We start from the raw sequence: 25331 nt of genomic DNA, 5'->3' as shown, positions 1-25331 counted from the left end.
GAAATTTTTGTGTCTTGCCCATAAAAAAGGCCGCTGCAAACGCAGCGGCCAAAGTAAGACGTTGGATCAGGAGCTACAAATCAACGTCAGTGAACACAGGGCGATCAATCGATAGAGCGTCGATTCATCTGAAATCTGTCACCAATGGAGTGGACTGATCTCACACCATCGCTTCGTGCTATCCGGCTGTTCACCGTGAAAGCCCGGCAAGAATAAGTCGCTGAGCCCAAAGGAAAAATAGCGATTCGCGACATGCAGTGTTGCAGTCTGAGCAACAGTCCCGTGTTGTCATGACCTGTAGCAGCTGCCGAAGGTTCGGGCCGCGTTCGGACGTCCGCCTGCGTAGCAGTCGTAAACATTCCCTATGAAATCACCTGAGATTCGCAAGGGTCAATTGACGACTGCTGCGCAGCCGGACGCAGCCTCGCGTTGCTCGGCAGCTGCTACAAGTCGGCATTCACCTCACCCATGCATCTGGCTGATAACCCTCCATCCAGCCCATCCATGCCCCGCGCAAACCCGCGTCCCGTCTGGCCATTCATCCTTTAGAGGTACACCACGAATACCTCCTTGGTGCGCTTATCGCTCCCGGGTTGCGGCAGTAGGGTGGGGCCTTCTGTCACTCACCGGGGAAGACGCATGACAAAAACAACAATGCGCGCCATCTTCACACCGCAAGCGCTGGCCGCTACGGTTGCCTTGGGTTGCTGTGCCCAGGCGCAGGCTGTTTCATTCAATATCGGGGAGATCGAGGGGACGTTTGACTCCTCACTGTCCGTCGGCGCGAGTTGGGGCATGCGCGATGCCGATGATTCTTTGGTGGGCATTGTCAACGGCGGGACCGGACAGTCATCGACCGGTGATGACGGGCGGCAGAACTTCTCGAAAGGCGAAACCTTTTCCAAAATCTTCAAAGGCATTCACGACCTCGAACTGAAGTATGGCGACACCGGTGTATTCGTCCGTGGCAAGTACTGGTACGACTTCGAGTTGGAGGACGAAACTCGCCCGTTCAAGCCAATCAGCGACCACGGCCGCAAGGAAGGCGCCAAGTCCGCAGGCTCGCAAATCCTCGACGCCTTCGTTTATCACAACTACTCCATCGCCGAACTTCCGGGCAGCGTGCGCGCCGGTAAGCAAGTGGTGAGCTGGGGTGAAAGTACCTTCATCGGCAACTCGATCAACAGCATCAACCCGGTTGACGTTTCTGCGTTTCGTCGTCCGGGTGCCGAGATCAAGGAAGGCCTGATTCCGGTGAACATGCTGTACGTCTCCCAAGGCCTGACGGATCAGCTCTCGGTCGACGGGTTCTACCAACTGGAGTGGGACCAGACCGTTCTCGACAACTGCGGCACGTTCTTCGCTGTCGACGTAGCGGCGGATGGTTGCAACAACAACTACACCGTCGGCAGCCCCGCGATTGCGCCGTTGGCGCCGGTGGCAGCCGCGTTTGGCCAGCCGATTCTAGTGACCCGCGAAGGTGTGGTCGTTCCCCGTGGCGGCGACCGCGATGCGAGGGATTCCGGGCAGTGGGGCATGGCCTTGCGCTGGCTCGGCGATGACACCGAGTACGGCCTGTATTTCATCAACTACCACAGCCGCACACCAACGGTCGGTACCGTCACGGCCGGCGCATCGACACTGGCCAGCCTGCCGGGCATGGTCGCCGTCGCCAACCGTCTGGCACCGGGGAGCGGCGCGGGTCTGGCCCAAAGTGTGATGCTGGGTCGCGGTCAGTATTACCTCGATTACCCGGAAGACATTCGTCTCTATGGCGCGAGCTTCGCTACGACATTACCGACCGGCACCGCATGGAGCGGCGAGATCAGCTATCGCCCGAACGCTCCGGTACAGGTCAACACCAACGACCTGACCCTGGCCTTGCTTAACCCGATTGCCGGCGGTGCTGCATCGCCCATCGCCACGACGCCTGGCGGCGACAACAAAGGCTACCGCCGCAAGGAAGTCACGCAAATCCAGAGCACCATGACGCAGTTCTTCGACCAGGTACTGGGTGCGCAACGACTGACCGTGGTCGGTGAAGCGGCAGCGGTATTCGTCGGTGGTCTGGAGCGGCGCAGCGAACTGCGTTATGGCCGCGACTCGGTCTACGGCCAGTACGGCTTCGCCGGTGAAACCGAAGGTTTCGTGACCTCGACCTCTTGGGGCTACCGCGCCCGGGCAATCCTTGACTACGCCAACGTGATCGGCGGGATCAACCTCAAACCCAACTTGTCTTGGGCGCACGACGTCGCTGGCTATGGCCCCAACGGGCTGTTCAACAAAGGCGTCAAGGCGGTCAGCGTCGGTGTCGATGCCGACTACCGCAACACCTATACCGCGAGCCTGAGTTACACCGACTTCTTTGGCGGTGACTTCAACGTCCTCGAAGACCGCGACTTCGTGGCGCTGAGCTTCGGCGTGAACTTCTGATCTGGCTGAGAAGGATGATTTCAATGCACAAGATGATTCTGCAATGCGGCGCCCTGGCCCTGAGCTTGCTGGCTGCCAACGTGATGGCGGCAGTCTCGCCGGAAGAAGCCAACAAACTGGGTACCAGCCTTACGCCGCTGGGCGCCGAGAAGGCTGGCAACGCCGACGGCTCGATCCCTGCCTGGACCGGCGGCATCCCGAAAAACGCTGGCGCCGTTGACAGCAAAGGCTTCCTGTCTGACCCGTTCGCCAGCGAAAAACCGCTGTTTGTCATCACCGCCGCGACCGTCGACAAGTACAAGGACAAGTTGTCAGAAGGCCAGGTGGCGATGTTCAAGCGTTATCCGGAAACCTACAGGATTCCGGTTTACCCGACCCATCGCACCGTGGCTGTGCCGCCGGAAATTTTCGAGTCGGCCAAGCGCAGTGCGCTGAATGTGACCACCATCAACGACGGTAACGGCCTGGCTGGCTTTACCGGTAATCGTTACTACGCGTTCCCGATTCCCAAGAACGGTGTCGAAGTGCTGTGGAACCACATCACCCGTTACCACGGTGGCAACGTCAAACGCATCATCACCCAGGTGACCCCGCAAACGAACGGCAGCTACACGCCGATCCGCTTCGAGGAAGAAATTGCCGTCCCGCAACTGATCAAGGATCTGGACGGGGACAAAGCCGGCAACGTGTTGACCTTTTTCAAACAGTCGGTCACCGCGCCAGCGCGCCTGGCGGGTAACGTGCTGCTGGTGCACGAAACCCTCGATCAGGTGACGGAACCGCGTCTGGCGTGGATCTACAATGCCGGTCAGCGTCGTGTGCGTCGCGCCCCGCAAGTGGCCTATGACGGACCGGGCACCGCCGCTGACGGTCTGCGCACGTCTGACAACTTTGACCTGTTCTCCGGTGCACCGGATCGCTACGACTGGAAACTGGTTGGCAAGAAGGAAATGTACATCCCCTACAACAGCTACAAACTCGACTCGCCGAGCCTCAAATACGACGACATCGTCAAGGCCGGCCACATCAACCAGGACCTGACCCGTTATGAACTGCACCGCGTCTGGGAAGTGATCGGCACGGTCAAGCCGAGCGAGCGCCACATCTACGCCAAGCGCCACATGTACATCGACGAAGACAGCTGGCAAGCAGCGCTGGTGGATCACTACGACGGTCGCGGTCAACTGTGGCGAGTGGCTGAGGGGCATGCTCAGTACTATTACGATCACCAGGCCCAGGCTTATACGCTGGAAGCGCTCTACGACATTATTGCCGGCCGATACATCGCGCTGGGAATGAAGAACGAAGAGAAACACAGTTTCGAGTTTGGCTTCGTAGCCAAGGCTGCCGACTACACGCCATCGGCGTTGCGTGCCGAGGGTGTCCGGTAAAACGGTTGATACAGACGCAGGGCAAAAGGCGACCGCTGCGGCGATGTCGATCAGTCAAGGAGCAAAACCTGTGGGAGCGAGCCTGCTCGCGATGGCGGACTGTCAGGCAACGTAAGTGTTGACTGTACCGCCGTCATCGCGAGCAGGCTCACTCCCACAAGGATTGCGGCGTTCAACGCCTTGACTGATCGACAGTGACCGCACGGTCGCCTTTTTTTATGGGCACCAATCAGCGTGCTGAATACTTCTCAACAAGCGGGTTAGACAGGTCTAGGGTTGCCCCACAATTATAAAAAGGCACGCCGTAATGACCGCCATGACTCCGTGTCTGGACCGATCTGGATTTTTGCCCCGTCTGTCTTCGCATCACCTGTCGCGTGATCGCTTGAGCGAGCCGTTGCTGGCGTCGTCCGCGCGGGTGAAATTAATTTGCGCTCCCGCCGGCAGTGGCAAGTCGGCGCTGCTCGCCGACTGCCTGTTGCAGGCACCTCCGCAGTGCCGGGTGTGCTGGTTGCCACTGTCGGGTGTCGCCATGAGCGTGGAGGACTTTCGTCAGCGTCTGGCGGAGTCACTGGGGCTGGCGTCATCGGAAGAGGCCGCGATGCTCCGCGCGCTGGCTCGTTTGCAATCGCCGACCTGGCTGTTTCTTGACGATTATTGCCGCGTGCCGAACCCGGGACTCGATCAACTGCTCGATCGCATGCTGGCCGTCAGCAACCCGATGTTGAGCTGGTGGATGGGGACCCGCCGTCGCCCGCAATGCAATTGGCCACGATTGTTGCTCGATGACGAACTGTTCGAATGTGAGTGCTCCGCGCTGGCCTTCAATCAGGCTGAAATCGCCTCGCTGTTGCACCACCTGACGCCAGCCGATGCCAATACCGCCGCCAGCAAGATCATCCAGCGCAGCGGCGGCTGGTGCGCCGGGGTTCGCGTGGCGCTGCTGCAAAAGTGCGACTGGTCACGCAACGACTCACTGCACGGTCGACCGGACACGTTGCTCGATTACCTTGAACATGAACTGTTCACCTCCCTGACCCCGGAATTGACCGAGGTCTGGCGGGTGCTCGCGCATTTGCCACGATTTAATGCACGGCTGTGCGATCACCTGTTTGGCGCGGGTGAGGGCGCGCAATGCCTCAAGACCTTGCAGGAACTGGGGTGCTTTATCGAACCCTGGCAAGATTCCACCGACTGGCTACGGGTTTTCCCGCCGCTTACGCAATTGATGCGCGATGAACAATGGCCTGCCGGGCGCTCCTGGCATCGTCGTGCCTGCCAGTGGTTCGCCACTGAACTTGACTGGAAAGCAGCGTTTGAACAGGCATTGCTGGCTGAAGAATTCGAAGTCGCCGTGAGCTTGTTGCAGCACTTCAGTTTCGAGCACTTGTTCGAGGAACAGACCGTCGTGCTGTTATTGCGTTTGTATGAGCATCAAGGCGAAGAGCTTATGTTCGGCTCACCGCAACTGGTCGGCTTGATCACGGCGGCCTCGTTGTTTGCCGGGCGATTCGAGCAAGCTGCCGAATGCATCGAACAGTTGTCGCGATTCACTCCGCAGCCTTCGGCGATTCTGCAGCGGCAACTGGTTGCACGGTGGCAGGCGCAACAGGGGTGGCTCCTGCATTTGCAGGGGCGGATGGACGGTTCGCGCGCACATTTTCTCGATGCGTTGAACGACCTCGGCCCCGAGCTCTGGACGGTGCGCGTGATGTGCTTGTCGGGGTTGACTCAGCAGGCATTGTTGCGGGGCGAGCTTGATGTGGCGCAAGCGTTGAATCGTGAGGCGTTGTGCCTGGCGCGTGCGCAGGACTCGCTGGTGTTCGAAGGGCTCCTGGAGCTCGATCATGCGCAATTGCTTGAACAGCGCGGCGCTCCCCAGCGCGCGGAAAGCCTGCTCGCCATCATCCATGAATTACTGAGTCAGCCAGTCGAGCGACCGGTGCCATTGCTCGGTCGAATCGCGTTACGTCGGGGCCGGCTTGCATTGTGCCAAGGGCACGATGAGCGCGCCGAGGCATTTTTTCAGGTCGGTCTGCAGCAGTGCTTACGCAGTCACGACAAGCGCGTGCTGTACGGCTTTCTTGGTCTGGCACAAGTGGCGGCAAATCAGCGCGATTATGCCCAGGCGTTCGTCCTGCTGCGCGACGCAGAGAGACTGATGCAGCAACGGCATGTTCCAGACACGGTTTATCGAGGCGTGCTGCTGCAAGTCAGTAGCCATTTCTGGTTGCAACAGGGGCGCGCCGAACTGGCGTGCGAAGCCTTGAGCCGGGTACTCAAGCACTATCGCGGGCCGCAGGCGCGGCAGGCGCCACCGGCCACACTTGAGCTGATCCCGCGCATCGAGTATTTGTTGATCCTCGCCCGAACTCGCTCAGAGCTGGATGCAATCGATGCAGCAGCACAGATTGAATCATTGATGAGACAAGCGCAGACGCGTGGAATGTGGGCGCTCGCTACCGAATTAGAACTGGCTTTGGCCGAAGTGTTTTGGCTTGGCGGTCAAACCACGAAGGCCAGTGACGTGTTGCAGGAGGGCGTACGTAACGTGGCCCGGTATCAAACATTCCAGGCGTTAAATGAGTTAAACCTGCGTCAGCCCTTGTGGTTGCACGATGAGCAGACTTCGCTGTTGTCTTGCAATGAACTTTGCAGTCGTGCAGATGCAACGGAAACATTAAGTCAGCGTGAGCTGCAAGTTCTAAAGCTGATTGCGCTTGGTCATTCAAATCAAGAAATTGCCGATGCACTGTTTATATCGTTGCATACCGTTAAAACCCATAGCCGGCGCATACATGGAAAGTTACGGGTTGAACGCAGGACGCAAGCGGTGGCGAAGGCAAAGTTGTTGGGGTTGTGGGATTGATTCAGGTGATCAATCAAGTCCCGGGCTTGATGTTCAAGATCTGGATTTTTACATGTGGTTTGAATTGTAAATAGTTGGTATTGCTAAGTGGTTTTGGTGTTTTTTGGTCTTGGGTTAATTTGGGCGGTGCGATTTTTTCGTTCCGTCATTTTTATTAACCAAGGGCAGCAATATGAACGTCATGAACAAATACATACCCGTAACTAATGGCAGTCGTCCGCAGTGGCTTGAACGTGCCGATGTTAGCGAGCAACTTAATTATGTCGAACTGGAACAACAGCTGATTACAAGTCAGGCCGAACTGGATAAACAACTGGGAACACACGCCAGTCTGCAGACCTACGCAAAAAGTATTGCCAGTCAGGTACTGCAACTGGAGTTTGGCAGCACGCTGGATCCCGACGACCTGATGACCTCCAGCCGTTACAGCTTCAATGTGGCCGGGCGTCGAGTCATGCAGGAGGACAAACGCTCCCTGACGGATTTGCTCCCGTGCGGGCTGCACGAGGAAGGTGAGCGGGGAAGCATCACATTTGAGGGTGAAGGCCTTCCTCCGGGATTGAACCAGCAATGGCTGGAGCAGACGTTGGCCGAGGATGTGCGCGCCGCCTACGGTGCCGCATTCCGGGATCTGTTCCAGCGCAATGGGGTGCTCACCGCCATGAACAGTGTCACCCGGGATCAATTGCTGCTGAGTGCATTTGCCGCGAAGCTCCAGGGTCATCTCGACGACAACAGTCTCCAACGGGTTCAACGTGCTGTGGACGGGGATGCGAACTTGATCATCGCGCCATTGCAGTTGCGTGACGATAGCCGGCCACTCCTGGGGCTGGTTGCCGTCGGCAGCCGCAGCCCCAGCCAGGACGACTGGCTTCTGTATGCTCCGGATTCGCCTGGCGGGCAGGACTGGTACAAGCTATCGACGCTAAGACAAGTGAGTGTTGATATTGGCGGTTGGACGCAAACATCCGAGGGGCGAGACTACTTGTTGTGGCGCTCCCACTCACTGGATCGCGAGGCAATCGGCGGTTATCTGAAACAAGTCTTGAAACTGCCCAATCTATGGCGTGGCGTGGCACTCGCGCCTACCCCTTACACGGGGGACGAAGTGCTGAACACCCTTGTTTATAATCATCGGGCCTGGCTGGTGGCTCAAGAAGAACACCACACGCCCTATGGTTATCGGACCGCTACAGACCAGCAGCGCCAGAACTTTACCCGGATGACTTGCGAACTTCGGGCACTGAAAACAATTGAAGTGCGTGAGGGCGGATTTGTCAGCTACGAGCGTTTTTGCCACCAGTTGATCAAACGACAGATTGAAGAAGTGCTCTTGTCCAGAGGTGAACAAGTCGCTGTCGACCCTCACCGGATTTTTGTGGAAATCGAACGGGGTCAACAGATGACACTGACCCGGCTGATTGCCGACGAGGTGCATTTTTACTCTAATAACGCCGATAGAGACGGCTACCCGCGTTTCACGGTAGCGACTGACCATCCACCCATTAACCAACTCTCTATTCACCAAGTTGCCGGATGGTCGAGAACGCTGCGTCCGGGCGAGAAGTACATCGACATGTTGCGTGCAACCTACATCGACCGCTCCAATGGCTATTTCAAGCAGCAGTTATACATGGGGATCATGCAGCGCCAGATGCGTGTGGCAGTCACGCAGGCGCTGTTCACCGGTCGGTTGGTGAAGGAACACGTCGATGAACTGATGAAGGTTGTTGCGGCGTTCGATCATCCGCAAGCGACCAGCCCGGAGGGCGAGGCGCCTGACGAGGTGCGCCACAGTGCGCTGTACAAACTTCATCTGAGGGGACGTTTAGTCGTAGGGGTATTCGTCTTCAGGCTGCATGTTGCCGGGAAGATTGTGGAATATCTGTATACCCCGGATGCTCCGGATGGACGCGAGCTGAGGCCGTTCGAGGACTTCGTGGGAGCGGTGAAAACCCACGGCCTCGGCGACTACTTCTACGATCGGGTGTTTGGGAAATATCAGCCGCAGGTTGGTACTTATCTGACGGATCTCGAGCAGGTTGCCAATTTTATCGAGGCGCCGACACTGGGGCGTAACAGTCGGATCACGGATTTGTACTGGTGCTATTACGACGTGTTGACCAAAGTCATTTCTGATGTCGACGAGAAAACGCAAAGCCTTGAAGAGATCATCACCGGCCTGGTGTACAACGCCGTGGTATCGGCGGTGAGCGTCATCGCCATTGTCTACGCCCCCGTCGGTATCGCATTGAGTGTCGCCTTGCTGACTCAGAATCTGGTGCAAGGTGTTCACGCCTATACCGAGGGCAATCGGTCCAAGGCCCTGAGTCATTTCGCGAAGGCGGTGATTGAGTTGGCGACCCTGGGCAAGGCAGGTTATGGGCTGTCGAAGGCTACCAAATTGCAGAAAGACCTGATCGGATTGCTGGGTGATGTGTATACCGTCGAGAAACTGTTCTCTGATATAACCGGGCAACCGCGATTGCATGAGCGGGCGCTGGAGGTCATTCAGGAAATTCTCGACGACCCTGAGAGCATCACCAGTAAAACCACCATCAGCTAGTGGCAATGACTGATCGCCGATGTCGCGTCTGACTCAACGACTGACATCGTCGGCTTGATACCCCATCCGCCAACTCACGGCCCGCGTCGCCGCCAGCAGTCGTTGCGCCGCCGGGCCGTTTTCGTCGGCGTGAAACAACGAGGTCGGGCCGACAATGGTCATCACCGCTGCCACGTTCCCGACCGCATTGAAGACCGGTGCCGACAACGCGTCGACCCCCGGCATCAGCAAGCCATGCACATGATGCAGACCGCGTTCGCGGATCTGTTCGCATAACGCCGAATAGGCTTGATCGTCCGCCAGCGCATGGGCGGTTGCGGTTTGCAGTTCCTGATCGCGCAAGTCCACGGTTTCCCGTTTCGGCAGAAAAGCACCAAACACCAGACCGGTAGATGAACTGAGCAACGGCAACACCGACCCCAATTGCGTCACCACCGTCACCGCGCGCACGGCGGGTTCGATGTGCACCACGGTCGCACCCTGATTGCCCCACACCGCCAGAAAGCAGGTTTCGTTCAGTTCATCGCGCAACTCGGCCAAGGGCAGGGCGCCGACTTTCAGCACGTCCATACTGTTGAGTGCCGCCAGCCCCACGCGCAACGCTTCACGGCCCAGGCCGTAATGGTTGGTGGCGGTGTTTTGTTCGGCAAAACCGCTGGCGATCAGCGCCTGCAAATAGCGGTGAACCTTGCTCGCCGGCATCTGCACGTGTTCGGCCAGGCGCGAAAGCGAGGTCGAGGGCGACAACTCGGCCAAAGCCTTGAGAATATCGGTGCCGACCTCGGCCGAGCGGACTTTTTGTTTGTCGTTGTTGCGCGGCGTTTCCATGGAGGCGGTCTGATCCCGGGACGAATGGGCGTCTTTATAGCTTGACGGTCAATACCAATCAAATTACGTTATGCGTAATCAGATTACGATAAAAATAACCCGGGCGTGCCGAACCTCTGCAACAGAGTGACAGGTCATCGCCTTCTCCCTGTTCAGGAGGCTCCATGAACCCTGATTCAACCGCGTCAGCGCTGGCTTATCAGTCTGGCTTCGGCAACGAGTTCAGCAGTGAAGCGTTGCCTGGCGCATTGCCCGTCGGCCAGAACTCCCCGCAAAAAGCCCCGTATGGCCTCTACACCGAATTGTTCTCCGGCACTGCGTTCACCATGGCCCGCAGTGAAGCGCGGCGTACCTGGATGTACCGCATTCAGCCATCGGCCAATCACCCGGCGTTCGTCAAACTGGATCGGCAACTGGCCGGCGGCCCCTTGGGTGAAGTGACCCCCAACCGTCTGCGCTGGAATCCGTTGGAGATCCCGAGCGAGCCCACCGATTTCATCGATGGTCTGGTAAGTATGGCCGCCAACTCGGGTGCGGAAAAACCGGCGGGAATCAGCATCCATAGCTATCGCGCCAACCGCTCCATGGAGCGTGTGTTCTTCAATGCCGACGGCGAACTGCTGCTGGTGCCGGAGCTCGGCCGTTTGCGCATCGCCACCGAACTCGGTGTGCTGGAGCTTGCGCCGCTGGAAATCGCCGTGCTGCCGCGCGGGCTGAAATTTCGCGTCGAACTGCTCGACCCGCAAGCCCGCGGTTACATCGCCGAGAACCACGGTGCACCGCTGCGTCTGCCAGACCTGGGGCCGATCGGCAGCAATGGCCTGGCCAACCCGCGAGACTTCCTGACGCCGGTTGCGCGCTACGAAAACCTCAAACAACCGACCACGCTGGTGCAGAAATTCCTTGGCCAGTTGTGGGGCTGCGAGCTGGATCATTCACCGCTCAACGTGGTCGCCTGGCACGGCAATAACGTGCCGTACAAATATGACCTGCGCCGTTTCAACACCATCGGCACGGTCAGTTTCGATCATCCGGACCCGTCGATTTTCACCGTCCTCACGTCGCCAACCAGTGTGCATGGCCTGGCCAATCTGGATTTCGTGATCTTCCCGCCACGCTGGATGGTCGCCGAGAAAACCTTCCGTCCACCTTGGTTCCACCGCAACCTGATGAACGAATTCATGGGGCTGATCAAAGGCGAGTACGACGCCAAGGCCGAAGGCTTCGTGCCCGGCGGTGCGTCCTTGCACAGTTGCATGAGCGCTCATGGCCCTGATGGCGAAACCTGCACCAAGGCGATCAACGCGGAACTGGCACCGGCGAAAATCGACAACACCATGGCTTTCATGTTCGAGACCAGCCAGGTATTGCGCCCGAGCCGTTTCGCACTGGATTGCCTGCAACTGCAAACTAATTACGATGCCTGCTGGGCCACGTTGCCCGCCACTTTCGACCCGACCCGGAGATAACCCATGACTCAGACAACCATCACTCGTAGCTGGGTTGCCTCCGCCAACGGCCATGCCGATTTCCCGCTGCAAAACCTGCCATTGGGTGTATTCAGCGTAAACGGCTCTGCCCCGCGCAGCGGCGTGGCGATTGGCGAGCATATTTTTGATCTGGAAGCGGCGCTGGAAGCGGGCCTGTTCGATGGCGCCGCTCGTACCGCTGTTGAAGCGACCCGTGGCGGTCAGTTGAATGCGTTCTTCGAGTTGGGCCGCGATGCTCGTGTTGCCCTGCGTGAGCGCTTGATCGAACTGTTCAAAGAAGGCAGCACCCTGCACGGCAAGATTGAAGCCCAGGGCGCAAAACTGCTGCCGTTGGCGGCCCATTGCGCGATGCATCTGCCAGCGAAAATCAACGATTACACCGACTTCTATGTGGGCATCGAACACGCGCAAAACGTCGGCAAACTGTTCCGCCCCGACAACCCGCTGCTGCCGAACTACAAGTACGTGCCCATCGGTTACCACGGTCGCGCCTCGACCATCCGTCCGTCCGGCACCGACGTTCGCCGTCCTAAAGGGCAGACCTTGCCGGCCGGTCAGACCGAGCCGACATTTGGTCCGTGCGCACGTCTGGATTACGAACTGGAACTGGGCATCTGGATAGGTCAGGGCAACGAGATGGGCGACTCGATCGCCATCGGTGACGCCGCCGATCACATCGCCGGTTTCTGCCTGCTCAATGACTGGTCGGCGCGGGATATCCAGGCTTGGGAGTACCAGCCGCTTGGCCCGTTCCTGTCGAAAAGTTTCATCACCAGCATCTCGCCATGGGTCGTCACCGCCGAAGCGCTGGAACCGTTCCGTCGTGCGCAACCGGCACGTCCTGAAGGCGATCCGCAGCCGCTGCCGTACCTGTTCGACAAGCGCGATCAAGCCGCTGGCGGTTTCGACATCGAACTGGAAGTGCTGCTGCTTACCGAAGGCCTGCGCGAGCAAAACCTGCCGGCCCATCGCCTGACGCTCAGCAACACCCAGCACATGTACTGGACCGTGGCGCAAATGGTTGCGCACCACAGCGTCAACGGCTGCCAGTTGCAGGCCGGCGACCTGTTCGGTTCGGGCACCTTGTCGGGGCCGGAAAACGGTCAGTTCGGCAGCCTGCTGGAAATCACCGAGGGCGGTAAAAAGCCGATTGAGCTGGCGTCGGGCGAGGTGCGTAAATTCCTGGAAGACGGCGATGAAATCATCCTGCGTGCCCGTTGCAGCCGCGAGGGTTTTGCCTCCATCGGCTTTGGTGAATGCCGCGGCAAAGTACTGCCGGCGCGTTAAGAGGATTGGGTGATGGAACTCTATACCTACTACCGTTCGACCTCGTCTTATCGGGTGCGTATCGCGTTGGCGCTCAAAGGCCTGGATTACCAGGCCCTGCCGGTCAACTTGATTGCGCCGCCAGGTGGCGAACACCGCCAGCCGGCGTACCTGGGCATCAACCCGCAAGGCCGAGTGCCGGCCTTGCGCACGGATGAAGGCGATCTGTTGATTCAGTCGCCGGCGATCATCGAGTACCTGGAAGAACGTTATCCACAGGTGCCGCTGCTCTCCAAAGACCTTGTCGCCCGCGCTCACGAGCGCGGCGCGGCGGCGGTGATTGGTTGCGACGTGCATCCGCTGCACAACGTCAGCGTGCTCAACAAGCTGCGCCAACTGGGTCATGACGAAGCGCAAGTGGTCGAGTGGATCGGGCACTGGATCAGCCAGGGGCTGGCGACGGTGGAACAGTTGATCGGGGAGTGCGGTTATTGCTTTGGCGACGAACCGGGATTGGCGGATGTCTACCTGATCCCGCAGCTGTACGCGGCCGAGCGATTCAACATCTCCCTTGAGGCGTATCCACGGATTCGCCGGGTGGCGGCGCTGGCGGCCACACATGATAAACCGCGTCGCCTGAATCGCGGGCAAGCCCGGCTCCCACAAGGTGCGATGGCAGACATAAATACGGGGCATGCCGAAATCAAAATGTGGGAGCGAGCCTGCTCGCGATAGCGGTCTGACTGTCACTTTAAAGATGTCTGTCCTGCCGTCATCGCGAGCAGGCTCGCTCCCACAGGTTTCAGTGAACGATGGCGTTGGGTGGCAGGTGTCCCAGGCGCTCAGTCAGGCGAATCCGCTGGATCGGGTCGTCGCTGAGTAACAGCGCATGCTCCAGGTCGAAGCGTTCGGCATTCGGGCAGTCCAGTCGTTGATAAAGGCTGGCCCGGGCCAGGTAATCGGCGGCGTTGGCGTTGCCCAGTTCCAGCACACGTTCGGCGTCGATCAGGGCGCCAATGTAGTCATCGTGGGAGAGGTGCAGTTGACGCAAGTTTCGCGACAGGCGTTGCAGCATCTGCACCGGATCAGCCGTCAGTAAATGGTCTGCGCTGAGTTTCATGTTCGGGCCGTACTGGCGTTGCAGCAGTTCCCGGCAGTCGTTGGGGTACAACCGACGCCCGCCACAGGGGTCGAGCAAGTGGTCGGCGCCCGGAACCCGCAGCAGGAAATGCCCGGGGAAATTGACCCCGACCATCGGGATTTCCAGGCGCTTGGCCAACTCCAGCGCAATCAGCCCAAGAGACAGCGGCTGGCCGCGTCGCAGTTCCAGCACTTTATTGAGCAAGGCCACTTGTGGGCGTAGCGGTGTGAAGTCGTCCTGGGCGAACCCCAGATCATTCATCCGTCGCAACAATGGCTGAGCCAGTTCGCTGACCGGTAACATCGGCAAGCCAAAGCTGACCTTCTGTGTCAGGTCGTTGAAGTCGGCCAGCACCACCTCGGGATTCAGCTTGGTATCGTGCTCGGCCGCCATCCACAGCGCCGCTTCGAACAGCGCGGGCGGTGAACGTTGCAGGCAATCGAAGAAGCATTGGCGGGGCGTCATCAAAATCTCCGGCGAATGCCTCGTTTTAGCCCCGTCTCCGGCATTCGTCCAGTGCTGCACACATGCGGTTTCAGGTTATGTCCGAAAGGCTGCAAATTAACGTCGCTTATTCCGGTGCGCTTCTGCAATTTTTAGGCGCAAGCCTATACTGGCGACTACAAGAAGTGATTCGGGAGCCCCACGATGTTCGCTCTCATGCAAAGCACTCGCCTTGAATCGCTACATCTAAGCGTCGACTCGGTCACCGGGTTGAAGGCGGTCATTGCCATTCATAACAGCCGGCTTGGGCCTGCCCTGGGCGGTTGTCGTTACCTTGCCTACCCCAGCGACGAATCGGCGGTCGAGGATGCCATACGCCTTGCGCAAGGCATGAGTTACAAGGCTGCTCTCGCCGGGCTGGCCCAGGGCGGCGGTGTGGCGGTGATTGTTCGCCCGGTTCATGTGGAAAATCGTGCCGCGCTGTTCGAAGCCTTCGGGCGCTGTATTAACCAGCTCGACGGTCGCTATATCACCGCCATCGACAGCGGCACTTCTGTGGCCGATATGGATTGCATCGCCCAACAGACCCAACACGTCACCAGCACCACATCGGCGGGCGACCCTGCGCCGCATGCCGCCATGGGCGTGTTCACCGGCATTCGAGCGACCGCGATGGCCCGTCTGGGTAGCGATAATCTGGAAGGCCTGCGTGTGGCTATTCAAGGTTTGGGCAATGTCGGTTATGCACTCGCCGAACAACTGCACGCGGCGGGCGCGGAACTGCTGGTCAGCGATATTGACCACGGCAAAGTGCAACTGGCGATGGAGCAGCTGGGCGCTCACCCGATTGCCAACGAGGCACTGCTCAGCACTCCATGCGACATCCTCGCGCCGTGCGGACTGGGGGGCGTGCTCAACAGCCACAGCGTGACGCAGCTGCGCTGCTCGGCGGTGGCCGGCTCGGCGAACAATCAACTGACACACCTTGAAGTCGCCGATCAACTGGAACGGCGGGGCATTCTGTATGCACCGGATTACGTGATCAATTCGGGCGGGCTGATCTACGTTTCGCTTAAACACCGCGGCGAAGAGCTCACGACCATCACTGCTCACCTGTCGAAAATCGCCTCACGCCTGACCGAAGTCTTCGCCCATGCCCAAGCGGAAAAACGTTCGCCTGCGCGGGTGGCGGACGAATTGGCAGAGAAGGTCTTGTACCGCTGAGTCGTTCTGTTATCCCAGACATGAAAAAGGCCCTGAGTCAGTCGACTCAGGGCCTATTCAATTCGGGCGCTGCTTACTTCGGCGTCTTGGCCGCTTTGGCTGGCTTGGTCGGCTCAGCGGCTTCAATGGCCTCGACAGGTTCAGCCTGCTCAACCACTTCAACCGGCGCATTCAGCAGTTCGGACAACGCATCCGGCTGGCTCTTGAATGCCTTGGCGAACACATCGCGATTTTTCGCCATATAGATCCCGGCTTCTTCCACTTGCTGCTCGGTCAGGGACGGAACGGCTTTTTGTAACACTTCAGCCAGCAACTCGGCCAGTTCGAGCATTTTGTCATGACGGTCAGCTTCGGCTTTATCCATGAACAAGCGCTCCAGATCTCGGCTGCTGCGGTATACCACTTCGACGGCCATTCACCACCTCACATGCCTTCACATTGGTTGTCTGTTTCGACTACTGTATTTATATACAGCGAAAAGGATAAGCGAATCCCTGCGTTTTGGGTAGTGGCTTTTTAATGTAGACCGAAATTGGCGTTTGTCAGCTAAACCGCGGCGCTCCCTTCGCGAGCAGGTTCGCTCCCACAAGGATCACCGATAACCTGTAGGAGCCGGCGGTGCGACGATTCGACTTGCCCGTGATGGCGTCAGTGAAAGCACTACAAAAGTGTCCAGCAACAACTCATCACCATCTCACCCAAAGCCTCTGGCCTTTTTTCTGCATGCAGAACAACCGTCACGTCCATCCCGCATCATCCGCTCAAACCGAGCTAAGGAAGCATCATCGTGAAAATCAACTGGGCCGAGAACCTGCGGCAGAACGTGCATCAACTGGCCGAGTCCCTGGGCAACCTGTTCGTCGAGACTTTCCACTACCTGGCGCTGTTCGCCATTGGTGCAGTGACCGCGTGGGCTGCGGTGATGGAGTTTCTGGGGATGATCGAGGCAGGACACATCAAGATCGACGACATCTTGCTGCTGTTCATCTACCTGGAATTGGGGGCGATGGTCGGAATTTATTTCAAGACCAATCACATGCCGGTGCGATTCCTGATTTACGTGGCGATCACCGCATTGACGCGGCTGCTGATCTCGAATGTCTCGCACCACAACCCGCCGGATGTCGGGATCATCTACCTGTGCGGCGGGATTTTGCTGCTGGCGTTTTCGATTCTGGTGGTGCGTTACGCCTCGTCGCAATTTCCTTCGGTGAAGATCGAACACCCGCAACGCAAGGTTGGTGCGGGTTCCAGTGAACATCCCGAAGTGGAGAAAGGCGAGCTTTAAAGCCTGATGGCAGGTCGGTGCTGGCCTTTGAGCGGGGGCGGCGGCAGGGAGCGATTGTCGCCGTCGGTCATGGTTTCGAGGATGGCCATGGCGCAGCGGCCTTGCTCGATAGCGATGCCGAATTGAATGCTTTGCACCAGCCGATTGAGGCGTTTGGGGTCATTGCGCTGCTCGGCGCTGATCATGCGTTTGGCGACCACGCGGCCGCCGTTGGAGAGGGTCAGCATGATGCTGCCATCCAGACCTTGAATGCTCAGGTTGATCTGGTATTCCGGTGCAAAGGCATCGGTAATAACCTGGAAGGGGTTGTCCATGATGCGTCACCGCCTGATTGAACGTGCAGTTATTGACCGGCCATGATCGAGTTGGTTCGCAACTCCAGACCATCGGCAGATCGCTCGCTGAGGTTTCAACGGTCCTTTTGCCTCACCGGTGACGTAGCAAGGGGCATGCCGGAAAAATTGTCGAACAATAATCACGGCAAAAAAGCGGCGGGCACGATGGTCCGCCTTCTTTTTGCCGGCCCGTTTCAGGGCATGAATGAATAGATGATCGCAGACAGTGCAATCAGACCGATCAACGTCGAAACATCAGCACTCCACCCAGCTCACCGCCAGGCCGCCCCGTGAAGTCTCTTTGTATTTGTCATGCATGTCGGCGCCGGTATCGCGCATGGTGCGGATCACCCGGTCCAGGGAAATGAAGTGTTTACCGTCGCCGCGCAGGGCCATTTGCGTGGCGTTGATCGCCTTCACAGCGGCAATCGCATTACGCTCGATGCAAGGCACTTGCACCAGGCCGCCGACCGGGTCGCAGGTCAGGCCGAGGTTGTGCTCCAGGCCGATTTCGGCAGCGTTTTCCAATTGCTCTGGGGTAGCGCCGAGCACGTCGGCCAGACCGGCGGCGGCCATCGCGCAGGCCGAACCGACTTCGCCCTGGCAACCGACTTCAGCGCCAGAGATCGAGGCGTTTTTCTTGCACAGAATGCCGACCGCCGCCGCACCCAGAAAGAACGCAACCACGTCATCGTCCGACGCGTCCGGATTGAATTTCATGTAGTAATGCAGCACCGCCGGAATGATCCCCGCCGCACCGTTGGTCGGTGCCGTGACCATACGCCCGCCCGCCGCGTTTTCCTCGTTCACCGCGAGGGCGAACAGGTTGACCCACTCCATGGCCGACAGGGTGGATGTGATGACATTCGGCTTGCCGATTTCCAACAGGCTGCGGTGCAGTTTTGCGGCGCGACGCGGAACGTTCAGGCCGCCCGGCAGGATGCCTTCGTGGCGCAGACCTTGTTCGACACACTCGCGCATCACCGACCAGATGTGCAGCAAGCCCTGGCGGATCTCGGCTTCGCTGCGCCAGGCCAATTCGTTGGCCATCATCAATTCAGAAACCCGCAGGCCGTGCTGATTGCAGAGTCGCAGCAATTCGGCAGCGCTGGAGAAATCGTACGGCAGCACCACATCACTGCTGGGCGCAATGCCGGACTCGGCTTGCGCCGCTTCGACGATGAAACCGCCGCCGATCGAGTAGTACGTTTGCTCGTAGAGTTCGCCGGTTTCGCCAAAGGCGGTCAGAGACATCGCGTTGGGGTGGTAGGGCAGGCTCTCGTCCAGCAGCAGGAGATCGCGCTGCCAGTTGAAGGCGATGGTCGTTTTGCCGGCCAGGGACAATTCGCCGGTTTCACGCAGGGTCTGGATGCGGCTGTCGATAGACGTGGGGTCGATGCTGTCCGGCCATTCGCCCATCAGGCCCATGACACAGGCACGGTCGGTCGCGTGGCCGACGCCGGTGGCGGAAAGCGAGCCATACAAGCGGATTTCCACCCGGCGTACGGCGTCCAGCAAACCTTGGTCCATCAATGCCTGGGCGAAGGTCGCAGCCGCGCGCATCGGGCCGACGGTGTGGGAACTAGACGGACCGATGCCAACTTTGAAGAGATCGAAAACACTGATAGCCATGCTAAAGCCTATACACGCAATGGGAGAGAAATCGCTGCCATTTTTGTAGGACAAGCGCAATGTCGGCGATACTGACAACCTCGGTCCTACGTGACCAACGAAACTTCCTAAGACAGCCTTTAGCAGGACTAAACGATGAGCCGTCAATTGCATGCCCAGACCTATGTCTGGCTGCACGTGTTTTCCTGTGCCGCGCGGCACTTGTCGTTCACCCGTTGCGCCGAAGAACTGCACATCACGCCGGGGGCGGTCAGTCAGCAAATTCGGCAGCTGGAAGAGCGTTTGGGCTTTCGCTTGTTTCACCGTCGTGCCCGGGGTGTGGAACTGAGCGCTGAAGGCCAGCGCCTGGCCATTACGGTCAACGAGGCTTACGGCAGTATCGATGCAGAGTTGCGCCGTCTGGACGCCGGAATGATCAGCGGAATTTTGCGAGTACGCTCGATTCCGTCATTCCTGAGCAAATGGCTGACCCCGCGCCTGCCACGCTTGCAGCAGCGCTTTCCGGACATTCAGTTGCGCCTGGTGGCCGAGGACAGCAGCGTGCCGCTGCACGAGGGCGACTTCGATTTGGCCATTGACCTGAACGATGGCAGTTACCCCGGCCTGTTATCCACAGCCTTGCTCGACGAGCAGATCTTCCCGGTCTGTGCCCCAAGCCTGCTACGAGGCCGACCGCCGCTACATGGCCCGGCGGACCTGATGCATTTCCCGTTGTTGCACGACATCACCGCCTGGCGCGGCAGCTATGAATACGCGGAATGGGAGTTCTATCTCGATGCCATTGGCTTCGAGGGTGCTGACGTGCGACGCGGGCATACCTTCAATCGCAATCACCTGACCATCGAAGCGGCCATTGCCGGGATGGGCGTGGCGATTGCACGCCGCACGTTGCTCAACGATGAGCTGGAACGGGGGGCATTGATCGTGCCGTTCGGGTTGGCGGTGCCCAATCACAAGCGCTACATGTTGCTGTATGCGCCGGGGGCTTTGAGCCATCCGGGCGTGCGCGCGGTGCATGACTGGCTGGTGGAGGAAGCGGTGATCTTTCGAAGTTTGCATCCGCTGGCAGAGCAGCAGATGTGAGTAATTGTGACAAAGAAGTGAAGCGACCCAACTCCCGACCTTAGCAGCGCTTTTAGCCGTTGTCCGGCTTTTTTTGCGATTAGATATTTATCTTTTTTAAGGGGTTGAATTGTTCAGCGTACAGACCGATTGTGTAGTTAAGAGGTCACGGTGATGACGCCCAAGGGCTTAGCTGACCGGCCTCTCGCGAGCTAGCTGAAATAAGGGATGAACTATGCAAATCCAAGTCAACAGCGATAACCATATTCAAAGCAGCATCCGACTGGAGGAGTGGGTACGTACTACCATTGAGAGCACGCTCGAACGTTATGAAGAGGACCTGACCCGCGTCGAGGTTCACCTGCGGGACGAAAACGGCGACAAGCCCGGACCGCATGACATCCGCTGCCAATTGGAAGCGAGGCCAAAAGGCCACCAACCGATTTCTGTCACCCATAAAGCCGCCAATCTGGAACTGGCGATCGACGGTGCGGCCGAAAAACTCGAACATGCACTGGAACACCTGTTCGGCAAACTGCGGGGCAAACCACGTGCCGCGGTGGTGCCGTTCGAGCGAGCCGCAGCCGATGCGCTGCTGGAAGACGAGTTTCTCGAAAACGAACAGGCTGCACAGAACGGCTGACGCCGATTCACTTTTATCTTTCCACCACTGACAACGGGCCTGCTGATGCAGGCCCGTTCTTGTTTCAGGAGGAGCGTCATCGTTCATCGCGAGCAGGAATTTCAATGTGGGAGCGAGCCTGCTCGCGATGGCGGCATGACAGGCACCGACTATCTTCAGGATTACCGCAAAAACGCCTGCCGATACTCCCCTGGCGTCCCACCCAACGCCTGCCGAAACCGATTGGTGAAATGGCTGGCACTGGCAAACCCGCACGCCAATGCAATCTCCCCCAACGGCTGCGACGTCAAACGCAATAACTCCTGCGCCCGGCTCAGTCTGCGTGCCAGTACATATTGATGCGGCGGCAAGCCAAAACTCTCCCTGAACATCCGCGCAAAGTGGTATTCCGACAACGCGCACAGCGCGGCTAGTTGCCCAAGGCTGATGGCCTCGGCCAACTGGTTATCGATGAAGTCCACCAACTGCCGCCGTTGATGCGCCGCCAATCCACCCTTGAGCCGCAATCCCTCGCGCATGCCCACTTGGCCAAGTAAAACGTGGCTGAGCATTTCGTGGGCCAGGCTGCTCGTGAGCAGGCGTTCGCCGGGTTCGTCCCAGTTGAGGGTGAGCATGTGCCGAAAGCGTCGCGCCTGCGCCGGATCGTCGAGAAAGGTCCCTTCGCGCAATTGCAGTTCGCGGGGTTCGCGGTCCAGCAGCGTGACGCAGCCGAGGGCGAATTGTTCGGGGCTGAAATACAGGTGGGCCAGGCGAATGTCGCCGTTGATCACCCAGCCCGATTGATGCTCGGCGGGCAGGATGCACAGCTTGTCCGGGCCGCCCTTGGTGCCGGGCTGATCGCGGCGAAAGGTGCCGGTGCCGCCAGCGATGTAACACGACAGCGTGTGGTGGCTCGGCGCTTCGTAGTCCTGGGCGTCGTGGTGGTTGCTCCACAAGGCTGCAGCCATGCCGTCACCGAGTTCGGCGCTGTGCTCCAGGCGAGCATTGGGCGAACGGTTAAGGGCTTGAAAGACTTGCAGGGTTTCCAGTGCGGGCATGATCGCTCTCCAACGCCTTGCATCCTACTCTGTAGACGTTGGCCTGCCAGCCTCTGCGCTGACAAAAGCGCAAGATTATGCAAGTGCGCAGATATGTCAGATTCTTCAGTACCTCGAGTAATTTGTTTTTTTTAATCTAAAAACTGTCAGAAGTGTCAGTTGTTTCAAGAGGCTGAAATACTTATTTTGCCTGCTCTATTAATAACTTATCGGGTGTGCACAATGTCGACTGACTCAGTGAATGAAATTGTTAGTTTCTGGACAGAGCGCTTTGATCGGATTGAACCCGGATCTCATCACTCACAAGAGTTGGAGTATTTTAAGATCGAAGCAAGTCCCACATTGGAAAATATTACAAGTACGTTTTTATGCAGAGAAGCCAGGTCGGAGGAAGTTGTCGCTGGCTGGGTAAAGGGAAATGTTATTGATTTTTCCGGTGATCCTGTTACTGAAGGGCTGGATTTGGAGCTCCGGATTACTCTAAAGCGTAAAGAATTAAAGTCGCGTATCTTGCGAGTTAGGTTTTACTTGAAGGACACGGCCGTGGTTCAGTTTTTCTCTCAAACAGATGATCGTTTTCTGGGGGAGGTCAATGCGACGCCGGGTATAGTTGATTTTACAGTGCCTGATATTACCAGACATGAAATCGGGCGAGTGTCGATATATTACACAGCCAGCTTTGGAGGGCCGCTTTTGGATACTGTTGAAGGATTTGGCTGGGACCCAACGGATTGAGTCTGGGCACTGGAATCTATGGATGCCGTTTGATGCTCACTGTTGACGGCATTCATTTGTGGCATTGACCGCCACACGACGTTCCGATGTCGCTGCCCCCCCCCAATCTAAAAAGCGCAAGTTTATGCAAGTGCGATACAAGCCAGCGCAGGACACTGAACCTCTATTGAGGAGTGTTTGCCATGAACCTGTCGTTGTACTTGCTGACTGTGCTGATCTGGGGCACCACTTGGATTGCCTTGAAATGGCAGCTGGGCGTAGTGGCGATTCCGGTATCGATTGTCTATCGCTTCGGTCTCGCGGCGTTGGTGCTGTTTGCCCTGCTGCTGTTGAGTCGGCGCCTGCAAGTGATGAACCGTCGCGGGCATTTGATCTGCCTGGCGCAAGGGTTGTGCCTGTTCTGCGTCAACTTCATGTGCTTCCTGACCGCCAGCCAGTGGATTCCCAGCGGTTTGGTCGCCGTGGTGTTTTCTACCGCCACCCTGTGGAACGCACTGAATGCGCGGGTGTTCTTCGGCCAGAAAATCGCCCGCAACGTGCTGATGGGTGGCGCTCTGGGCTTGTTCGGGCTTGGCTTGTTGTTCTGGCCTGAACTGGCCGGACACACCGCCAGCCCGCAAACCTTGCTCGGCCTGGGCCTGGCGCTGCTCGGAACCCTGTGCTTCTCGGCGGGCAACATGTTGTCGAGCCTGCAACAGAAAGCCGGGCTGAAGCCGCTGACCACCAACGCCTGGGGCATGGCCTATGGTGCGGCAATGTTGTCGGTGTGGTGCCTGGTCAAAGGCATTCCGTTCGACATCGAATGGAGTTCGCGTTACATCGGCTCACTGCTGTACCTGGTCATTCCGGGCTCAGTGATTGGTTTCACCGCTTACCTGACACTGGTCGGTCGCATGGGGCCAGAGCGCGCGGCGTATTGCACCGTGTTGTTCCCGGTGGTGGCGCTGAACGTCTCGGCGTTTGTCGAAGGCTATCAATGGACCGCACCGGCACTGGTCGGTTTGGTGTTGGTGATGTTGGGCAACGTGCTGGTGTTTCGTAAGCCCAAGGCGCCGATGGCGCAAGGCACTGGCAAGCTCGCTTGAAAGGCTTGGGACGAGCGTTGAGGCCACTCAGCGCTCGGTCCTGAGGGCTACGAATATCATCAGCGGAAGTATGAAATCGACAATATGCCGAGCCCAGTCCTTGGCGTTCCAGACTTGTGATTCGTCCATGTTGAACCATTCGACACCGATCACTTGCAAACAGACGTAATAGACAAATATGGCGATCAGTAATCCGATGATTGAAAACTTTTTGGCCTCATGGAAAACCTCGGCAGGGGCGCTTATGTTTCGGTAAAGGTGATAGGCACCTACCAGACAAAAAGCCGTGTAGATAACTTCCAGGGTAATAATGAACCAGTAGATCCGGTGGTGGAGCATGGGCGAGGTGATAGCCCTGTAGCTCAGGTTCAGGTTTTCCCGAGTGGTGTCCATGCTCAGGATATGACCGACATATTCATAGTTGGATGAGTAGTCGGTGAAGTTGCTGTACATAACCAAAAGACCAAAAAAGCTTATATAAGCCATTAGTGAAAACTTGCAGTATCTGATGGTTTTGTCGGTGGTGAGGTTGTTCAAGATCTATGTACTCCATTGCTGTTTTTCCGTAGGGTCGGATAAGAAGTCTGGAGTGTATAGCGCTTAACTTTTTTTCGTCGCTGGACTGAATTGCAAGTTGTGTAACAAACGGGCAGATACGTTAAAAGTATCTGCCCGTTTTAGTTAGCCTTTCCAGACTTGCGGGTTGACCAGATCTTGCGGTCGCTCGCCCAGCAAGGCGCTGCGCAGGTTGGCCAACGCGCGATTGGCCATGGCTTCACGGGTTTCGTGAGTGGCAGAACCGATATGCGGCAATGTCACCGCGTTTTTCAGTTGGAACAGCGGCGACTCGGCCAGCGGTTCTTTTTCGTAGACGTCCAGGCCGGCGCCGCGAATGCGGTTGTTTTGCAGCGCTTCAATCAGGGCCGGTTCGTCGACGACCGGGCCGCGGGCAATGTTGATCAGGATTGCGCTCGGCTTCATCAGCGCCAGTTCGCGGTGGCTGATCAGGTGTTTGGTTTTTTCACTGAGCGGCACGACCAGACAGACGAAGTCGGCTTCGGCCAGCAGTTGATCCAGCGTGCGGAACTGGGCGCCGAGTTCTTGTTCCAGCTCGGTCTTGTGGCTGTTACCGCTGTAAATGATCGGCATGTTGAAGCCCAAACGACCGCGACGGGCAATGGCCGCGCCGATGTTGCCCATGCCGACAATGCCCAGGGTTTTGCCATGCACATCGGTGCCGAACAGCGGTGCGCCGACGGTGGCTTGCCATTGGCCGGCCTTGGTCCAGGCGTCCAGTTCGGCAACGCGTCGGGCGCTGCTCATCAGCAGGGAGAAAGCCAGGTCGGCGGTGCTTTCGGTGAGTACGTCGGGAGTGTTGGTGAGCATGATCCCGCGTTCGTTGAAGTAGGCAACATCGTAGTTGTCGTAGCCGACCGAGACGCTGGAGACCACTTCCAGTTTGGCGGCGTTTTCCAGTTGCGCGCGACCGAGTTTGCGACCGACACCGATCAAGCCGTGGGCGTGGGGCAGGGCTTCGTTGAATTGGGCATTGATGTCGCCGTTTTTCGGGTTCGGCACGATGACGTCGAAGTCTTGTTGCAGGCGCTCAACCATTTCAGGGGTGACGCGGCTGAAGGCGAGGACGGTCTTTTTCATGGGAGGAGGGCTCGTCGGGCGTGGAGAATGCCAAGCACGCTAACATTCTTCCCCGACATTGTGCGAGTCCCCGGATTACCGGGCATACCCCATTCAAAACTTTGGGAGTGAGCTTCTGCCGGGGTGTACGCCGTCCAAAACTGTAGGAGTGAGCCTGCTCGCGATAGCGGTCTGACATTCATATTGATGTCGACTGACACTCCGCC

General features: G+C 58.1%; 20 protein-coding genes and 2 pseudogenes. 14 read left to right on the top strand and 8 right to left on the bottom strand.

Going from position 1 to position 25331, the window contains the following annotated elements; translation table 11 throughout:
- Positions 1 to 639 precede the first annotated feature (639 nt).
- The 4 genes from AC1DWM_RS11055 to AC1DWM_RS11040 all read left to right on the top strand — a co-directional run bounded on the left by AC1DWM_RS11055 (position 640) and on the right by AC1DWM_RS11040 (position 9259).
- Complete coding sequence (locus AC1DWM_RS11055) at positions 640 to 2433, top strand: DUF1302 domain-containing protein (RefSeq protein ID WP_477795196.1); 1794 nt, start codon at positions 640 to 642, stop codon at positions 2431 to 2433.
- 23 nt (positions 2434 to 2456) lie between these two features.
- Positions 2457 to 3824 (top strand): DUF1329 domain-containing protein, encoded by a 1368-nt coding sequence (locus tag AC1DWM_RS11050; protein ID WP_477795195.1) that lies wholly within the window; start codon positions 2457 to 2459, stop codon positions 3822 to 3824.
- Positions 3825 to 4131: 307 nt separating this feature from the next.
- Complete coding sequence (locus AC1DWM_RS11045) at positions 4132 to 6693, top strand: LuxR C-terminal-related transcriptional regulator (protein ID WP_223516602.1); 2562 nt, start codon at positions 4132 to 4134, stop codon at positions 6691 to 6693.
- A gap of 172 nt (positions 6694 to 6865) precedes the next feature.
- A complete protein-coding gene (locus tag AC1DWM_RS11040) occupies positions 6866 to 9259 on the top strand; it encodes a dermonecrotic toxin domain-containing protein (protein WP_477795194.1) in 2394 nt (797 codons plus the stop codon).
- Positions 9260 to 9292: 33 nt separating this feature from the next.
- Here AC1DWM_RS11040 and AC1DWM_RS11035 read toward each other — a convergent pair whose 3' ends face one another.
- The gene (locus AC1DWM_RS11035) at positions 9293 to 10087 is read right to left on the bottom strand and encodes an IclR family transcriptional regulator (RefSeq protein WP_477795193.1); all 795 of its coding nucleotides are present in this window, start codon (positions 10085 to 10087) and stop codon (positions 9293 to 9295) included.
- A gap of 164 nt (positions 10088 to 10251) precedes the next feature.
- On the opposite strand from AC1DWM_RS11035, the gene hmgA reads away from it, so the two are divergent.
- From hmgA to maiA, 3 genes and pseudogenes are all read left to right on the top strand, one after another.
- Complete coding sequence (gene hmgA / locus AC1DWM_RS11030) at positions 10252 to 11556, top strand: homogentisate 1,2-dioxygenase (protein ID WP_477795192.1); 1305 nt, start codon at positions 10252 to 10254, stop codon at positions 11554 to 11556.
- Positions 11557 to 11559: 3 nt separating this feature from the next.
- Entirely contained in the window at positions 11560 to 12864 is a 1305-nt protein-coding gene (fahA, locus tag AC1DWM_RS11025) for a fumarylacetoacetase (RefSeq protein WP_223516610.1), read from the top strand.
- A gap of 12 nt (positions 12865 to 12876) precedes the next feature.
- Positions 12877 to 13464: pseudogene (maiA, locus tag AC1DWM_RS11020) on the top strand (maleylacetoacetate isomerase); the annotation flags it as partial.
- Between the two features lie 181 nt (positions 13465 to 13645).
- Here maiA and AC1DWM_RS11015 read toward each other — a convergent pair.
- Positions 13646 to 14449: a SirB1 family protein gene (locus tag AC1DWM_RS11015; protein WP_223516614.1), complete on the bottom strand. Its 804-nt coding sequence runs from the start codon at positions 14447 to 14449 to the stop codon at positions 13646 to 13648.
- A gap of 183 nt (positions 14450 to 14632) precedes the next feature.
- On the opposite strand from AC1DWM_RS11015, the gene AC1DWM_RS11010 reads away from it, so the two are divergent.
- Complete coding sequence (locus AC1DWM_RS11010) at positions 14633 to 15652, top strand: Glu/Leu/Phe/Val dehydrogenase family protein (RefSeq protein ID WP_223516616.1); 1020 nt, start codon at positions 14633 to 14635, stop codon at positions 15650 to 15652.
- Positions 15653 to 15827: 175 nt separating this feature from the next.
- Here the strand turns inward: AC1DWM_RS11010 and AC1DWM_RS11005 are convergent.
- A pseudogene (locus AC1DWM_RS11005) lies at positions 15828 to 16067 on the bottom strand (YebG family protein); the annotation flags it as partial.
- 372 nt (positions 16068 to 16439) lie between these two features.
- Between AC1DWM_RS11005 and AC1DWM_RS11000 the strand changes: the two are divergent.
- Positions 16440 to 16940 carry a phosphate-starvation-inducible protein PsiE gene (locus tag AC1DWM_RS11000; RefSeq protein WP_223516618.1) on the top strand — a complete coding sequence of 167 codons (501 nt, stop codon included), beginning with the start codon at positions 16440 to 16442 and terminating at the stop codon, positions 16938 to 16940.
- Here AC1DWM_RS11000 and AC1DWM_RS10995 read toward each other — a convergent pair.
- On the bottom strand, positions 16937 to 17254 hold the full coding sequence (locus tag AC1DWM_RS10995; protein ID WP_477795191.1) for a DUF3509 domain-containing protein: 318 nt from the start codon (positions 17252 to 17254) through the stop codon (positions 16937 to 16939). The two genes, AC1DWM_RS11000 and AC1DWM_RS10995, sit on opposite strands and share 4 nt — an antisense overlap.
- 42 nt (positions 17255 to 17296) lie before the next feature.
- Here AC1DWM_RS10995 and AC1DWM_RS10990 point away from each other — a divergent pair, with 42 nt between their 5' ends.
- Entirely contained in the window at positions 17297 to 17488 is a 192-nt protein-coding gene (locus AC1DWM_RS10990) for a hypothetical protein (protein ID WP_477795190.1), read from the top strand.
- Positions 17489 to 17530: 42 nt separating this feature from the next.
- Here the strand turns inward: AC1DWM_RS10990 and AC1DWM_RS10985 are convergent, their stop codons facing one another.
- Positions 17531 to 18907 (bottom strand): L-serine ammonia-lyase, encoded by a 1377-nt coding sequence (locus tag AC1DWM_RS10985; protein WP_477795189.1) that lies wholly within the window; start codon positions 18905 to 18907, stop codon positions 17531 to 17533.
- Between the two features lie 135 nt (positions 18908 to 19042).
- Between AC1DWM_RS10985 and AC1DWM_RS10980 the strand changes: the two genes are divergently transcribed.
- Positions 19043 to 19990, top strand: a complete 948-nt coding sequence (locus AC1DWM_RS10980) for a LysR substrate-binding domain-containing protein (RefSeq protein ID WP_223516624.1) — start codon at positions 19043 to 19045, stop codon at positions 19988 to 19990.
- A 214-nt stretch (positions 19991 to 20204) separates the two neighbouring features.
- Positions 20205 to 20612: an HPF/RaiA family ribosome-associated protein gene (locus AC1DWM_RS10975; RefSeq protein ID WP_223516626.1), complete on the top strand. Its 408-nt coding sequence runs from the start codon at positions 20205 to 20207 to the stop codon at positions 20610 to 20612.
- A 161-nt stretch (positions 20613 to 20773) separates the two neighbouring features.
- Here the strand turns inward: AC1DWM_RS10975 and AC1DWM_RS10970 are convergent, their stop codons facing one another.
- On the bottom strand, positions 20774 to 21649 hold the full coding sequence (locus tag AC1DWM_RS10970) for a helix-turn-helix domain-containing protein (protein WP_223516628.1): 876 nt from the start codon (positions 21647 to 21649) through the stop codon (positions 20774 to 20776).
- 222 nt (positions 21650 to 21871) lie between these two features.
- Between AC1DWM_RS10970 and AC1DWM_RS10965 the strand changes: the two genes are divergently transcribed.
- Entirely contained in the window at positions 21872 to 22384 is a 513-nt protein-coding gene (locus AC1DWM_RS10965; protein ID WP_223516630.1) for a hypothetical protein, read from the top strand.
- Between the two features lie 182 nt (positions 22385 to 22566).
- A complete protein-coding gene (locus tag AC1DWM_RS10960) occupies positions 22567 to 23469 on the top strand; it encodes a DMT family transporter (RefSeq protein ID WP_223516632.1) in 903 nt (300 codons plus the stop codon).
- Positions 23470 to 23496: 27 nt separating this feature from the next.
- On the opposite strand, the gene AC1DWM_RS10955 is transcribed toward AC1DWM_RS10960, so the two are convergent.
- On the bottom strand, positions 23497 to 24006 hold the full coding sequence (locus AC1DWM_RS10955) for a DUF2165 family protein (RefSeq protein ID WP_223516634.1): 510 nt from the start codon (positions 24004 to 24006) through the stop codon (positions 23497 to 23499).
- Between the two features lie 144 nt (positions 24007 to 24150).
- Positions 24151 to 25125, bottom strand: coding sequence for a 2-hydroxyacid dehydrogenase (locus tag AC1DWM_RS10950; protein WP_477795188.1), 975 nt, complete (start codon positions 25123 to 25125; stop codon positions 24151 to 24153).
- Positions 25126 to 25331: the final 206 nt, after the last annotated feature.

This window comes from Pseudomonas sp. P4_C8 (assembly GCF_056401975.1).
This window is presented reverse-complemented; position numbering and strand designations above follow the sequence as displayed.